The 13,205-nt window shown below is 71.7% G+C and carries 12 protein-coding genes and 1 tRNA gene; 3 read left to right on the top strand and 10 right to left on the bottom strand.

Annotated elements, in window-relative coordinates:
- Positions 1-57: 57 nt before the first annotated feature.
- Positions 58-936 (bottom strand): helix-turn-helix transcriptional regulator, encoded by an 879-nt coding sequence (locus OHA65_RS21045; RefSeq protein ID WP_327284659.1) that lies wholly within the window; start codon positions 934-936, stop codon positions 58-60.
- 344 nt (positions 937-1,280) lie between these two features.
- Here OHA65_RS21045 and OHA65_RS21040 point away from each other — a divergent pair, with 344 nt between their 5' ends.
- Positions 1,281-1,799, top strand: coding sequence for an ATP-binding protein (locus OHA65_RS21040; protein WP_327284658.1), 519 nt, complete (start codon positions 1,281-1,283; stop codon positions 1,797-1,799).
- 134 nt (positions 1,800-1,933) lie between these two features.
- Here OHA65_RS21040 and OHA65_RS21035 read toward each other — a convergent pair whose 3' ends face one another.
- Positions 1,934-2,170: a DUF397 domain-containing protein gene (locus OHA65_RS21035; RefSeq protein ID WP_030868010.1), complete on the bottom strand. Its 237-nt coding sequence runs from the start codon at positions 2,168-2,170 to the stop codon at positions 1,934-1,936.
- Between the two features lie 301 nt (positions 2,171-2,471).
- Between OHA65_RS21035 and tatA the strand changes: the two genes are divergently transcribed.
- On the top strand, positions 2,472-2,651 hold the full coding sequence (gene tatA, locus OHA65_RS21030) for a Sec-independent protein translocase subunit TatA (RefSeq protein ID WP_327284657.1): 180 nt from the start codon (positions 2,472-2,474) through the stop codon (positions 2,649-2,651).
- Between the two features lie 12 nt (positions 2,652-2,663).
- On the opposite strand, the gene OHA65_RS21025 is transcribed toward tatA, so the two are convergent.
- Entirely contained in the window at positions 2,664-3,833 is a 1,170-nt protein-coding gene (locus OHA65_RS21025) for a DUF2786 domain-containing protein (protein WP_327284656.1), read from the bottom strand.
- 176 nt (positions 3,834-4,009) lie between these two features.
- On the opposite strand from OHA65_RS21025, the gene OHA65_RS21020 reads away from it, so the two are divergent.
- Positions 4,010-5,749: a bifunctional 3'-5' exonuclease/DNA polymerase gene (locus OHA65_RS21020; protein WP_329314205.1), complete on the top strand. Its 1,740-nt coding sequence runs from the start codon at positions 4,010-4,012 to the stop codon at positions 5,747-5,749.
- 18 nt (positions 5,750-5,767) lie between these two features.
- Here the strand turns inward: OHA65_RS21020 and OHA65_RS21015 are convergent, their stop codons facing one another.
- The 7 genes from OHA65_RS21015 to OHA65_RS20985 form a co-directional block, all read right to left on the bottom strand.
- Positions 5,768-7,000 (bottom strand): hypothetical protein, encoded by a 1,233-nt coding sequence (locus OHA65_RS21015; RefSeq protein ID WP_405762280.1) that lies wholly within the window; start codon positions 6,998-7,000, stop codon positions 5,768-5,770.
- Positions 7,001-7,107: 107 nt separating this feature from the next.
- Entirely contained in the window at positions 7,108-7,623 is a 516-nt protein-coding gene (locus tag OHA65_RS21010; protein ID WP_327284653.1) for a SigE family RNA polymerase sigma factor, read from the bottom strand.
- A 56-nt stretch (positions 7,624-7,679) separates the two neighbouring features.
- Positions 7,680-8,174 (bottom strand): GNAT family N-acetyltransferase, encoded by a 495-nt coding sequence (locus tag OHA65_RS21005; protein WP_328763316.1) that lies wholly within the window; start codon positions 8,172-8,174, stop codon positions 7,680-7,682.
- Between the two features lie 46 nt (positions 8,175-8,220).
- Positions 8,221-9,438, bottom strand: coding sequence for a serine hydrolase domain-containing protein (locus tag OHA65_RS21000; RefSeq protein WP_328763315.1), 1,218 nt, complete (start codon positions 9,436-9,438; stop codon positions 8,221-8,223).
- Positions 9,439-9,986: 548 nt separating this feature from the next.
- Positions 9,987-10,060: transfer RNA gene (locus OHA65_RS20995), tRNA-Thr, on the bottom strand.
- A gap of 118 nt (positions 10,061-10,178) precedes the next feature.
- A complete protein-coding gene (locus OHA65_RS20990) occupies positions 10,179-11,747 on the bottom strand; it encodes an alpha/beta hydrolase (protein ID WP_327284618.1) in 1,569 nt (522 codons plus the stop codon).
- 159 nt (positions 11,748-11,906) lie between these two features.
- On the bottom strand, positions 11,907-13,118 hold the full coding sequence (locus OHA65_RS20985; protein WP_327284617.1) for a DNA polymerase III subunit delta': 1,212 nt from the start codon (positions 13,116-13,118) through the stop codon (positions 11,907-11,909).
- Positions 13,119-13,205: the final 87 nt, after the last annotated feature.

Here is a 13,205-nt window from a genome sequence, read left to right as displayed (position 1 = left end):
CTGCACCGGAGACCGATCGGTCATCATGCACTGATCAGACGTCATACTACGTGCGAATCAAGACAGTTGGAGCAGACCACGGAGAAGATCACGGGTCCGGTCAGGGTCGGGGCAGTCGGCCTGGAGCCGCTCCATCGCCCTTTCGTACTGCGCCACTTCCTCGTCTTTGTCCAGGTAGAGGGCACTGGTGAGCTGTTCCAGATAGACGATGTCCTGGAGGTCCGACTCCGGGAAGCGCAGCAGGGTGAAGGCTCCGCTTTCGCCCGCGTGACCGCCGAAGGAGAACGGCATCACCTGGAGCTGCACGTTGGGCCGCTGGGAGACCTCGATCAGGTGCTCCAACTGGCCGCGCATCACGTCCCGGTCGCCGTACGGGCGCCGCAGCGCGGCCTCGTCCAGGACGGCGTGGAAGACCGGCGCACTCTCGGAGACCAGCGCCTTCTGGCGCTCCAGGCGCAGCGCGACCCGGCGGTCGATCTCGGCCTTGGTGGCACCGGGCATGCCGCGGCTGACGACCGCCTGGGCGTAGGCCTCGGTCTGCAACAGGCCGTGGACGAACTGGACTTCGTAGATCCGGATGAGCGAGGCCGCACCCTCCAGGCCGACGTACGTCTGGAACCACCCGGGTAGCACGTCGCCGTAACTGTGCCACCAGCCGGCCGCGTTGGCCTCGCGGACCAGCCCCAGCAGGGACTCCCGCTCCGCGCCGTCCGTGACTCCGTAGAGCGTGAGGAGGTCCTCCACGTCCCTTGCCTTGAAGCTCACCCTTCCCAACTCCAAGCGGCTGATCTTCGATTCGGATGCGCGGATCGAGTAGCCGGCCGCCTCACGGGTGATGCCGCGGGATTCTCGGAGTCGCCTGAGCTGAGAGCCCAGGAGGATGCGGCGCACCACGGAACCGCTCGCTTCTGCGGTCACTAGTCCTGCCCTCCCCATCGCCATGTGTACGCGTGGTCTGCGCGTGGTGTGCGTCGCCGGGGCCCCCGTACCCCAGGGCCCGCAGTCTGCCACCAAAACGCATCGGCCCGTACTCGTTCTGTAACGGAATCCGGGCTGCCGCAAAAGAAGTCCGTAAGTATGCGTAGGAAGAAATGAGCAAGAACCATCACGGGAGTGGACAGGTCCGGCGCGTGCACGTGCATCTGCCCTTGCATCCAGCTTCTGCATTCGGAACGATGGTGCCGCGCACCTGCGTGCTCTTCGCGCCGGCGCCGGACCCACCCCGCAGTTCTTACTGGACGGAGCCACCACTCCGCCCGCGAATCCCGGGAGTGCCTCGCATGGGGACGAATGGATCGACCATGCTCGAGCCGTTACGGCAGGGGCTGCCCCCGGTCGACCCCACGGCTGTCTCCGGGTCCGCCTCCTGCGCTCTGCCCTCCCGGTTCGAGGCGGTGCGGGGCGCCCGCTCGTTCACCCGGTCGACCCTGTCCCAGTGGGACCTCGACGAGCGCTTCGACGACGTGGCCCTGGTGGTCTCCGAACTCGTGACCAACGCGCTGCGCCACGCCCTGCCCGACGACGCACGGCCCGGGAGCGGCGGCGCGGGCGAGCCGGAGGCCTCGGTACGACTGCACCTCATGCGGTGGAGCACCCGACTGGTGTGCGCGGTGCGGGACCCCAGCGAGGACCGGCCGGGCGGATCGTTCGCACCGGAGCGCACGCAGGAGAACTGCGACCTGGAATCGGGGCGCGGACTGTTCCTCGTGGACGCCTACAGCGACAACTGGGGCTGGCACCCGCTCGCGGGGCGGCTGACCGGCAAGGTGGTCTGGGCGCTGTTCATGCTCCACGAGTAGTCAGTCGCTTCGCCGGGCACGCATACGCCAACTGGCCGGGGTTGATCATTTCGATCAGTCCCGGCCAGTGCACGTGCATGGCTTGATCAGTGCGCTGTTCCTTCAGTCGGCCAGACGGGCGAGCAGGCGGGCGATCAGGCGATCAGGTGGTCGAACTCGCCGTCCTTGACGCCCAACAGCAGCGCCTCTATCTCGGCCGGTGTGTAGACGAGCGCCGGCCCGTCCGGGAAGCGCGAGTTGCGCATGGCGACAGCTCCACCCGGCAGCTTGGCGAACTCCACACAGGAACCTTGCGAGTTGCTGTGTCTGCTCTTCTGCCAGGTCACTCCGTCGAGTTCTGCAGCTGCCATCCCGTTGTACGCGTGGTCCACAGGAAGCCCCCGATAGTGCAGATGTCAACTGCACCGGATCATAGCTGTGTTCATAAGCGCATGCATGGGCAGATGCACGTGCACGCGGAGGGTGCTCTCCTGATCACTGTCAGGGAAGAACTCGGGTGGATCAGGGGCGAATCAGACCCTTATAAGGCTTGGATCAAGACCCGATCGGCGCTCGGTGCACGGGGCGGGGATCCCGGCCCTTCAGAACTCCTTCAGATTTGTACCCGTGCGCCCGGCACTGTTCGATGGTCGGGCCGACACCGGAATTCCCGTCACCCCTTGGGGGAAGCACATGCTCCGCAACGCCCTTGAGCCCTGGCACCTGATCCTGCTCCTCGTGGTCTGCGTGCTGGTCTTCGGCTCGAAGAAGCTGCCCGACATGGCCCGCTCGGTGGGCAAGTCGATGCGCATCCTGAAATCGGAGACCCAGGCCCTGCGCGGCGAAGGCGGAGACCGGCCCCAGCAGGGCTAGGCCGGTAGCGCGCTAGCGGGGCAGCGGGGGGCGCTTGCCACCCATGTGCGCGCGGTCGGCGGCGGCCGTGCCGTCTTCCCAGCCCGCGTGGTCGGTGGCCCCGCGCAGCCGGGTGGTCGTGGTCCGGGGGAACATCTCGTCGGCCCGGGAGGTGACGGCGACGTCGCGGGCCACCAGGGCGGGCAGGTTGTCGGGGGCCTCGGCCACCGTGTGCTCCGCGGTCTCGGCGAGGCGCTGGCCGAGCCGGCTGGCGTACGCGAGCAGGAAGGACTGCCGGAACGTCTTTGTCCGCTTGCGTCCGCCTGAGCGCTGCGCGGCCTCGGCGCGGGTCATGGCGGCCGTGCCCTGCACGAGCAGCGAGGTGTAGAGCAGCTCCACCGCCTCCAGGTCGCTCTCGAAGCCCACCACGGTGGAGAACTCGAAGGCGCTGTTCCACACCGCACGGCAGCGGTTCGCGGTGGCCACCGCGTCGAGCAGTACCGCCTTGGCCTCCTCGTACGGCACCTCGACCCCGATCCGGCAGGCCCCGGGCACCTGGGCCGGGCCCTTGCCGCTCGCCGCGAGCAAGGCCTCGTCGACGGTGTGCCGGGCCATCAGCTCCTGGGCCTTGGCGCTGAGCGCCTCCGCCTCCTCCGGGTAGGTGGTCGCCTCCGCCTTGGCGAGCAGGGCGCGGATCCGTCCCAGCATGCGGGGCTCGATGTGCGCGTGCTCCAGCGCGTCGGCGGCCGGATCGCCGGGAACCGGACCCACCGGTTCGATGGAGGGCAACCGGATCAGCAGCCGGAACACCTCCAGCACGGCGGTCGCCAGGGTGAACCGGTCCGCCCGCTCCCGCTGCGCGAGCCCTTCGCCGTACTCCGCGTCGTCCGCCCACCACACCTCGGCGTCGGTCCACCGCTCGGGCAGCCGGGCGTACCGGCGGGCCTCGGCGGCGATCAGGTCGCGGGTGATCCGCAGATGCCGGTCGCCGAGGTCCCGGCCCACCAGCCGGAGCACGTCCGCGGGCTGCCACCCCCGCTCCCAGGCCTGCCGTACGTACGCCTCCCCGCGCCCCAGCAGCCCCCGACCGACCTCGGCCCACTGCCCGCCATCGCCGACGAGCACCGAGGCCCCGGCATCCAGCCCGGCGTCGTCCTGGCTGTAGAGGGCGGCTTCGCAGGCACGATCGACAATCTCTCTCACCCCCGAAGCTTGTCACGCCCCCCACGCACCACCACCGCCCGATCCGGCCCCGCCGGCGCTTGAGGCGCAGGAGCCCCCAGCGGTAGCCGGGGAGGGTCCGGGGCGGAGCCCCCGCAACGGCGCCGCACCCGAGCGGGGTCCCCGCCCTGTCAGCCCCCGGTGGGACACTCGCACCCATGAGCGACCCCACCCCCCACTGGGCCCTGGCCGAAGCCGCCGACGGCCTCTGGCACGCCAGGCCGCTCACCCCTGTGCCCTCCGCGCCCTCCGCGTCCTCCACTCCCGGCGCCCCCGCCCCCGGCGCCCTCCCGGGCGGGCCCCTCACCTTCCGGGACCCCGCGGACGCGATCCGCTCCGCGCCCGCCACCACCCGCTGGATCTGGCGGAGCACCGCCGCGGTCTACCCCCGCCTCCTCGCCGCCGGCACCCGCGTGGAGCGCTGCCACGACATCGAGGACGCCGAGCTCCTGCTCCTCGCCCACGAGGGCCGCTCCGGAGAGCCCCGCTCGGCCGTGGCCGCCTGGGCCCGGCTCACCGGGGCCCCCGTACCCCCCGATCCCCCGCACCCGCAGCGCGCGGCCGCACCCACCGCTCAGGACTCCCTCTTCGATCCGCAGCCCGCACGCACGCCCCTCCCCCTCGACGCGCTCGTCGCCGTCTACGAAGAGCAGACGAGGCGCCACGCCGCCACCGCCCACCCGGACCGCATGCGCCTGCTCACCGCCTCCGAGTCGGCGGCTTTCCTGATCGCCGCCGAAATGCACCGTGCCGGCCTGCCCTGGCGGGCCGACGTGCACCGCGCACTGCTCACCGAGCTCCTCGGCGAGCGGTACGCGGGCGGCGGCGAACCCCGCCGCCTCGCCGAGCTGGCCGACGAGATCTCCGCCGCGTTCGGCCGGCGCGTGCGTCCCGAGCTGCCCGCCGATGTCATCAAGGCGTTCGCGGAGGCCGGGATCCGGCTCAAGTCGACCCGCCGCTGGGAGATCCAGGAGCTCGACCATCCCGCCGTGGAGCCGCTCCTCGCGTACAAGAAGCTGTACCGGATCTACACCGCCCACGGCTGGGCGTGGCTCCAGGACTGGGTGCGCGACGGCCGCTTCCGCCCGGAGTTCGTCCCCGGCGGCACCCTGACCGGCCGCTGGGTCACCAACGGCGGCGGGGCCCTACAGATCCCGAAGGTGATCCGCAGGGCCGTCATCGCCGATCCCGGCTGGCGGCTGGTCGTCGCCGACGCCGACCAGATGGAACCCCGTGTCCTGGCCGCGATCTCCCGCGATCCCGCGTTCATGGAGGTGGCCGGGCGCCCCGAAGACCTGTACACGGCCATCTCCCGCCAGGGCTTCTCCGGCGACCGGGACATGGCCAAACTGGCCGTCCTGGGCGCCGTGTACGGGCAGACCTCGGGCGACGGCCTGAAGAACCTGGCCTCACTGCGCCGCCGCTTCCCGCAGGCCGTGGCGTACGTGGACGACGCCGCGCGGGCCGGGGAGGAGGGGCGCCTCGTACGGACCTGGCTGGGCCGGACCTGCCCGCCGCCGGCCGGCGCCGACGAGGACGGCGAAGCCGGGATCCCGCAGGACCGGGAGGGGGGCTGGACCCCCAGCTACGCCTCCACCAACACGCGGGCCCGCGGCCGTTTCACCCGCAACTTCGTCGTCCAGGGCAGCGCCGCCGACTGGGCCCTGCTGCTGCTCGCGGCCCTCCGGCAGGCCATCGCGGGCGCCGGGATGCGGGCCGAGCTGGTGTTCTTCCAGCACGACGAGGTGATCGTGCACTGCCCGGCCGAGGAGGCCGGGGCCGTCGCCGAGGCGATCCGCGCGGCCGGTGACCGGGCCGGCCGGATCGCCTTCGGTGACACCCCGGTCCGCTTCCCGTTCACCACGGCGGTCGTGGAGTGCTACGCGGACGCCAAATAGCGCGTCCGCTCCGGATGATCAGCCGACCCACTTCGGGTCGAGGGCCATCTGCTTGAGCTGCTCCATCGTCAGGACGGGCTCCTTGCGGGTGGCGGGCTTGTTCTGGCTGCCGGTGTTGAAAGCGGAGATCGCGATGCGGCGCCCGTCCGGCCGCAGCGTGTCGACGGTCCACATGACCACGTTCGCCCCGCCCTTCTCTCCGGGCTGCTCCTCCGCCACCACCTTGGTGCCGTCGGGGAGGGTCGTGACGTTGCCCGCGCCGAAGCGGGCCGCCAGCGCCGAGCCCATGTCCTTCTGCGCATTGACCTGGACGAGCGAGGCGCCCTTGCCGTCGTCGAGCACGACGTAGGCGTAGTCGCCCGAACCACCCCTGCCGGTCACCGTGAGCCCGGTCTTCGGCAGCAGGGACTCCAGCACCACGCGGGGGTCCGCCACCGCGGGCGGCAGGAGGGGGACCTGCGCCTGCCCCCCGACGGCCGGCAGGTCGCTCAGCGCCGGGCGCCACAGCGTCGACATCGCGAACTGCTTCAACTGAGCCGGGTTCAGGGGCGGGTCGGTCCGCGAGACCTTCGCACCCTTCTCCGCCGGAGCGTTCCACTCCTGAGCGTCGACCTGGTAGCCCTCCGGTGTCACCAGCGTGGTCCGCCACAGCTTCGTGGGCTCCCGGCGGTCGGGGTATTCGTACCCCTTGTAGAGCAGGATCCGCCCGCCGTCGGGCAGGGTGTCGACCTCGCAGCCGTCGTACTCGACGAAGTTCTTGTCGGGGCACTTCAGCATCTCCGCGGCCGGCCGGCCGGTGGGGTCGGTCCGCGTGAGGGAGACCCCGATGGCCGCCTTGCCCATCCCGTCGTCGTAGACGCCGGAGACGCTCGGGCCCAGTTCATCGCCCGTGCCGCGCGCCTCCAAGTCGGACAGTTCCCCGTCCGGCAGCAACTTCTTGAGTACGGCGATCATCTGGTCGGCGGGAACGGCCCCGCTGCCGGCACGCTTGCCCTTCTCCGGCAGCGCGGGCGGCGCGGCGACCGTGGTCGCGCCGGACCCGCCCGCGCCCTCGAACAGACCGGCGGTGTAGGCGCTGCCCGCACCGATCACGGCGAGCGCCAGCACCGAACCGCCGACGACGGCTGCCCGGCGGCGTGCCACCAGCCGCCGTCCGCGCCGTTCACCGGCGGCCACGAGGGCGTGCGGATCGGGCGTGAAACCTTCTCCCGTGCGCCGCAGGGCGTCGCTCAGGTCATCTTCGGAGAGCATGCGGAACCAGACCTTCCATCACAGGGCAACGGGTGGGGCCGAACGGGGCGGGAAACACGGGGGTGTCGGGAGTGCAGCCAGAACAGGGAAAGCAGGGAACGCTGAAGTCAGAGACCGGCGAACTCGCTGAGCGAGCCGCCCAATTGGTCCCGCAGCCGACCGAGCGCCCGCGTCGTGCGGGTGCGCACCGCGGCCGAGCTGGCGTTCATCGCATCGGCGGTCTCCTCCACACTGCGGTCCTCCCAGTACCGCAGCACGAGTACCGCCCGGTCCTTCGGCGCCAGCCGCCCCAACGCCTCCAGCAGCGTCAGCCGCAGCGCCGGATCGGAGCCGCCGGCCGCGGCCGCGCCCGACTCAGGGAACTCCCCGACCGGGCGCTCCCCCGCCGATCTGCGCCGCTGGTGCGTCAGGAAGGCCCGTACGAGCACGGTCTGCGCGTACGCCGCCGGGTTGTCTATGCGCGAGATCCGTCCCCAGAGCAGGTACATCCGCCCCAGGGTGTCCTGCACCAGGTCCTCCGCGAGATGGGTGTCGCCGCTGGTCAGCAGGCAGGCCGACCTGTACAGATGCCCGGACCGGCCCTCCGCGAACTCACGAAACCCGTCTCTGCGACCCTGCCGCATGCACTCCCCCTCGCGTCCGTCTCACCCCAATGACGCGACGGCGGCGCGCAAATGTTTCACCCCTGTCCGAGTCCGTGGAAGTAGATGTGGAACGCGTCGCGCTCGAAGCCCTCCGCCTCGTACAGGGCCTGCGCGACGTGGTTGTCGTACGCGGTCTCCAGCTGCACCCCGGCCACCCCGGCCTCCCCGGCCCGGCGCAACACCTCGCGCAGCAGCGCCCGCCCGGCGCCGGTACGGCGGCCGGACGGCGCGACGTACAGGTCGCTCAGGATCCACATCGGCCGCAGGGCGAGCGAGGAGAAGGTCCGGTAGACCTGCGCGAACCCGACCGCGCTGGCCCCCGGCTCGGCCCCCGGCCCGGCCCCCGGCACGTCGGCGAGCAGCACCAGGGACTCGTCGGCCCTGATCCGCTCCGCCAGGAAGGCGCGGGGAGCGTCCGGGTCCTCAACCTTCACCTCGTAGAAGTCGAGATAGCCGCGGAACAGCGCGGCCGCGACCTCGACATCGGTCTCACCGGCGACGCGCACGACGGGGTTCTGGTCATCGTTCATGCCACCAGTCTTGCGGGTTCGGCGTTCAGCGTTCAGCGTCCGGCGTTCAGTGTCCGGTGACGGGTTGGGCGGGCAGGCTGAAGACGTGGTCCGGGGTGACGATCTTGGTGATCGCCTCACCGAAGAGGGTGCTGGGCTCTGAACCCTGGTAGGAGATGTCCGTGTTCAGCGTCAGCGTCAACGTGGCCTTCGCCTGCGGCAGGTACACGACCAGCGCCTGGTAGCCGGGCAGCGAGCCGTTGTGGCCTATCCAGCCCTGGACGTTGAAGATGCCCAGGCCGTAGCCGGTGCCGGGCAGCGCGTCCACCACCTTCAGGCGCTGGGCCTGCGTGGCCGGCTTGAGCAGCGTGCCCGTGGCCAGGACCCTCGCCCAGGTCTTCAGGTCTTCGAGATCGGAGATCATGGCTCCGGCCGCCCAGCCCCAGGAGGGGTTCCAGTCGGCCGCGTCCTCGACCTTCCCGGAGGCGGTCTGGTCCGTGTACCCCTGCGCGTGCGGACTCGGGAACTCCGCGCCGACGGGGAAGAGCGTGTGGCCCAGACCGGCGGGGCGGACGACCTTCTGGTTGATGTAGTCGTTGAGCCTCTGCCCGCTCTGCTTCTCCACCACCAGCCCCAGCAGGATCAAGTTGGTGTTGCAGTAGTAGAACTTCGCGTCGGGCTCGAACAGCACCGGGTGCTTGAAGGAGTACGCGAGCAACTCCTGCGGGGTGAAGGGCCGTCGGGGATTGCTCGTCAGGGCCTTGAAGAAGCCCTCGTCCTCGGAGTAGTTGAACAGCCCGCTGCGCATCCCGGCCAGCTCGCGCAACGTGATCCGGCCCCCGTTGGGCACCCCGGACACGTACTTGCCGATCGGGTCGTCGAGCCCGACCTTGCCCTGGTCGACCAACTGGAGCAGCGCGGTCACGGTGAAGGTCTTGGTCACGCTGCCGATGCGCACGTTCATGTCCGTGCTGATCGACCGGCCGGTGGCCTTGTCGGCGACCCCGAAGGCCCGTACGTACGAGCCCTTGCCGGGAGCCGAGAGCGACACCATCACCCCGGGCACCGAGGCCTGGCTCATCACCTTCCGCACGGCATCGTCCAACTGCCGTGCGACGGCGGGCGTGAGCTGCGGAAAATCGCTGTCGGCGGCAACCGGGGCCGAAGCCGAGACCGTGACCGGGGCCGACGTGTCCAGGGCGTACCCCGCCCCCACCCCCAGGGGCACCACCACGAGCCCCACCGCGGCCACCCCCACCGCCGCCTTGCGCAACCGTGTCGACATGCCGGCCTCCTGCCACGCGTCGCCCGGGTTCAGCCTTTCCAACGTAGCCCCGCCCCCACACCCCAGCGACCGCACCACCCGCCCGTCACCCTCCGTAGCGCGCGGCTCGGGGGCCCACGTCGGCTAGAGCCCCGGGAGCGTGTTCCGGGGGCCACGCGCGCCGCCTCCCCCGCCGCCCAGCCGTCGGCCCGCAGCGTCCGCGCGACCAGCGCGCGACTCCGCTGCACGTTGCGGTCCATCAGGTCGAAGGGCCGCACGGCTTCGACCGCATCGGCGAGCGGGTGCTGCCGCTTCCGACACGCGGCACTGATCCGGGAGGTAACCTCCCCCAGGAACACCCCCCGCCACAGGCCGGCTTCACGATCTTCAGACCGCACAGGTCCTTGTCGGGGGTGTAAGGGACTCGGGAAGGGAGAGGCCGTCCGGGCCGAAGAGCGGGATGGTTGCCACGCAACGGACACTACCGCCCACCCCGGGCCGACCCGTTTCCCGTCCCGGAAATAGCAAAAGCCCCAGGTCACGGCGAGTGAGTCCTGGGGCTTCTACAGAGCCGCCTTCGGGATTCGAACCCGAGACCTACGCATTACGAGTGCGTTGCTCTGGCCAACTGAGCTAAGGCGGCACCGCTGGTCAGACAAGTGTTCCCTCGGAAGGGAGCGCTCATCAGCAGCGGCGCCAAGTCTACAGGCTCGAACGGGGTGCCCCGAACCACGTTGTGCGGGGGTGCGCGGCGGGCGGCGCTAGGTGCACTTCTTGCCGTCCTTCGGCGGAGTTCCCTCCAGCAGATAGGTGTTGATCGCCGTGTCGATGCAGGTGCTGCCGCGTCCGTACGCCGTGTGCCCGTCGCCGTCGTACGTCAGTAGGACGCCCGAGTCGAGCTGCTGCGCCAGGGCCTGGGCCCACTTGTACGGGGTCGCCGGGTCCCGGACCGTGCCGACCACCACGATCGGCGGGGCGCCCTTCGCGGGCAGCGCGCCGGCCGTGCCGGTGGCCTTGACCGGCCAGTACGCGCAGTTCAGCGCGGCCCAGGCCAGGCCGGAGCCGAACACCGGCGAGGCCTTCTCGAAGGAGGGAAGGGCCGCCTCGACCGCCTTGGGGCCGGCGAAGGCCGGCGGCTGGTCCAGGCAGTTGACAGCGGCGTTCGCGAACATCAAGTTCGCGTACTTGCCGTCCGGTTCGCGCTCGTAGTAGCTGTCGGCGAGGCCGAGGAGGCCGGACCCGTCACCGTTCATCGCCGATGTCAGCGCCTCGCGCAGCTGCGGCCACGCGCTCTCGTCGTACAGCGCCGCGATCACCCCGGTCGTGGCGAGGGACTCGCCCAGCGGGCGGTCCGGATCGCCGCTGGGCACGGGCTGGGCGTCGACCTTGCGGAAGAACTCCTTGAGCCGGTCCGCGATCGCCTCCGGGCTGCCCTTGCCGAGCGGGCAGTCGGACTGCTTCGCGCAGTCCTTCGCGAAGGAGCGCAGGGCCGTCTCGAAGCCCCCGGTCTGGTCGCGGTTCATTTCGAGCGCCGGACGGGAGGGGTCCATGGCGCCGTCCAGGACGAGCCGCCCGACCCGGCCGGGGAAGAGGTCGGCGTACGTCGCCCCGAGGAGGGTGCCGTACGAGGCGCCGACGTACGTCAGCTTCTCGTCGCCCAGCACCGCGCGGAGCATGTCCATGTCGCGGGCGGCCTCGACGGTCGAGACGTGCGGCAGGATCCGCTGCGAGCGGGTCTGGCAGCCGGCGGCGAAGTCCTTGAACGCCGTCACCAGCTCGGCCTGCTCCGCCGCGTTGTCCGGCGTCTGGTCCACCTGCGTGAACTTGTCCATCTCCGGCCCGGTGAGGCACTGCACCGGGCTGCTGCGGTCCACTCCGCGCGGGTCGAAGGAGACCATGTCGTACTGGGCGCGGACGGCCGCCGGGTAGCCGATGCCCGCGTACGCCTGGAGGTACCCGATGCCGGAGCCGCCCGGTCCGCCCGGGTTGACCACGAGCGAGCCCAGCCGCTTGCCGGGGCCCGTGGCCTGGCGGCGGGCGACGGCGATGTCGATGTCCTGGCCGGACTCGGGATGCGCGTAGTCCAGCGGGGCCTTCATCGTGGCGCACTGGAACCCGGGGACACCGCAGTCGCGCCAGCTCAGCTTCTGTTCGTAGTACGGGCGCAGCGCCGCCGGGACCGCGGGCGGAGCGGCCAGTTGCGTGGAGCCCCCGGACGAGGAGGCGGCTGCCCGGGGTCCCCCCGACCCGTCCGAGGTGCACCCGGAGAGCAGCAGCCCGGCGGCTGCGATCACGGTTCCGGTGGTACGCAGCAGGCGACTGGTGTCCATCCCCGGAGCCTACGTCCTGCCGGGCACCCCGGCCGGGTGAGCGTGCGCCGACCCGCCGCCCGCCGCCCGGGGACGCGCCGCAGCCCCGCCCGGGACCCGCGGTACCCGGTCCGACCTCGCCGGATCGCTCATTCGGGTGAAGCGGTCAACGTACGGCGGTCAGCCCGCGCGCAGCGACATCGTCATCGCCTCGACCGCGAGGAGCGGGGCCACGTTGCGGTCCAGGGCATCACGGCAGGCGATGATCGCTTCGATCCGGCGCAGGGTGCGCTCCGGTCCGGACGCACGGGCGATGCGGTCCAGGTCGGCCCGTATCTCCTCGTTCGCGATCGCCAGCGAGGAGCCGAGCTGGAGGGCCAGGACGTCCCGGTAGAAGCCGGTGAGGTCGGTCAGCGCCAGGTCGAGGGTGTCGCGCTGGGTGCGGGTGCGGCGGCGCTTCTGCCGGTCTTCGAGTTCCTTCATCACGCCCGCCGTGCCGCGCGGCATGCGGCCGCCGGTGCCGGCCCCGGCGCCGAGCGCTGCCCTCAGGTCCTCGGTCTCCTTCGCGTCGACCTCCTCCGCGACCTGCTTGGCGTCCTCGGCGGCGGCGTCGACCAGCTCCTGGGCCGCCTTGAGGCAGCCGCCCACGTCGTCGATGCGGAGCGGGAGCTTCAGCACGCCGGCCCGGCGGGCCCGGGCGGACTCGTCCTGCGCGAGCCGGCGGGCCCGGCCGATGTGGCCCTGGGTCGCGCGCGCGGCGGCCGCGGCGACGGTGGGCTCGATGCCGTCGCGCCGGACCAGCACGTCGGCGACGGCGGTGACCGACGGGGTGCGCAGGGTCAGATGGCGGCAGCGGGAGCGGATGGTGGGCAGCACGTCCTCCAGCGAGGGCGCGCACAGCAGCCACACGGTCCGCGGAGCGGGCTCCTCCACTGCCTTGAGGAGCACGTTGCCCGCACCCTCGGTCAGCCGGTCGGCGTCCTCCAGGACGATGACCTGCCAGCGGCCCACGGCCGGGGAGAGCTGCGCCCGGCGGACCAGGGCGCGGGTCTCCTTCACGCCGATGGACAGCAGATCGGTACGGACGATCTCCACATCGGCGTGCGTGCCGACCACGGTGGTGTGGCAGCCGTCGCAGAATCCGCAGCCGGGCTCACCCCCGAGGGCCCGGTCGGGGCTGGTGCACTGCAGGGCGGCCGCGAAGGCCCGGGCGGCGGTGGCCCGCCCGGAGCCCGGCGGTCCGGTGAACAGCCAGGCGTGCGTCATCTTGGACGCCGCGGGCGGCGGCGACCCGGCCTCGACGGCGGTGACCAGGGCGTCGGCGTCCAGGGCAGCGGCGGCGAGCTGCGCCTGCACCCGCTCCTGGCCCACCAGGTCGTCCCATACGGGCATGTCGCCCACCGCCTTTCACCGGCGTCTCCGCCGGCCGTCCGTACCGCTCGCGCTCGTCCTGCTCCGCCCGCCCCCAGTGTGGCGTGC

This window comes from Streptomyces sp. NBC_00045 (genome assembly GCF_045041095.1).
Lineage (GTDB): Bacteria > Actinomycetota > Actinomycetes > Streptomycetales > Streptomycetaceae > Streptomyces.
The sequence above is the reverse complement of the archived record's forward strand: the minus strand, read 5'-3'. Positions and strand labels throughout refer to the sequence as shown.

Bases quoted from the DNA above. Each gene is read 5' to 3' on its own strand.
- OHA65_RS21000 (WP_328763315.1), bottom strand. From the start codon at position 9,438: ATGTCGACACGGTTGCGCAAGGCGGCGGTGGGGGTGGCCGCGGTGGGG.
- OHA65_RS21010 (WP_327284653.1), bottom strand. From the start codon at position 7,623: ATGCGGCAGGGTCGCAGAGACGGGTTTCGTGAGTTCGCGGAGGGCCGG.
- OHA65_RS21045 (WP_327284659.1), bottom strand. From the start codon at position 936: ATGGGGAGGGCAGGACTAGTGACCGCAGAAGCGAGCGGTTCCGTGGTG.
- OHA65_RS20985 (WP_327284617.1), bottom strand. From the start codon at position 13,118: ATGCCCGTATGGGACGACCTGGTGGGCCAGGAGCGGGTGCAGGCGCAG.
- OHA65_RS21005 (WP_328763316.1), bottom strand. From the start codon at position 8,174: ATGAACGATGACCAGAACCCCGTCGTGCGCGTCGCCGGTGAGACCGAT.
- OHA65_RS21020 (WP_329314205.1), top strand. From the start codon at position 4,010: ATGAGCGACCCCACCCCCCACTGGGCCCTGGCCGAAGCCGCCGACGGC.
- OHA65_RS21015 (WP_405762280.1), bottom strand. From the start codon at position 7,000: ATGCTCTCCGAAGATGACCTGAGCGACGCCCTGCGGCGCACGGGAGAA.
- OHA65_RS21040 (WP_327284658.1), top strand. From the start codon at position 1,281: ATGGGGACGAATGGATCGACCATGCTCGAGCCGTTACGGCAGGGGCTG.
- OHA65_RS20990 (WP_327284618.1), bottom strand. From the start codon at position 11,747: ATGGACACCAGTCGCCTGCTGCGTACCACCGGAACCGTGATCGCAGCC.
- tatA (WP_327284657.1), top strand. From the start codon at position 2,472: ATGCTCCGCAACGCCCTTGAGCCCTGGCACCTGATCCTGCTCCTCGTG.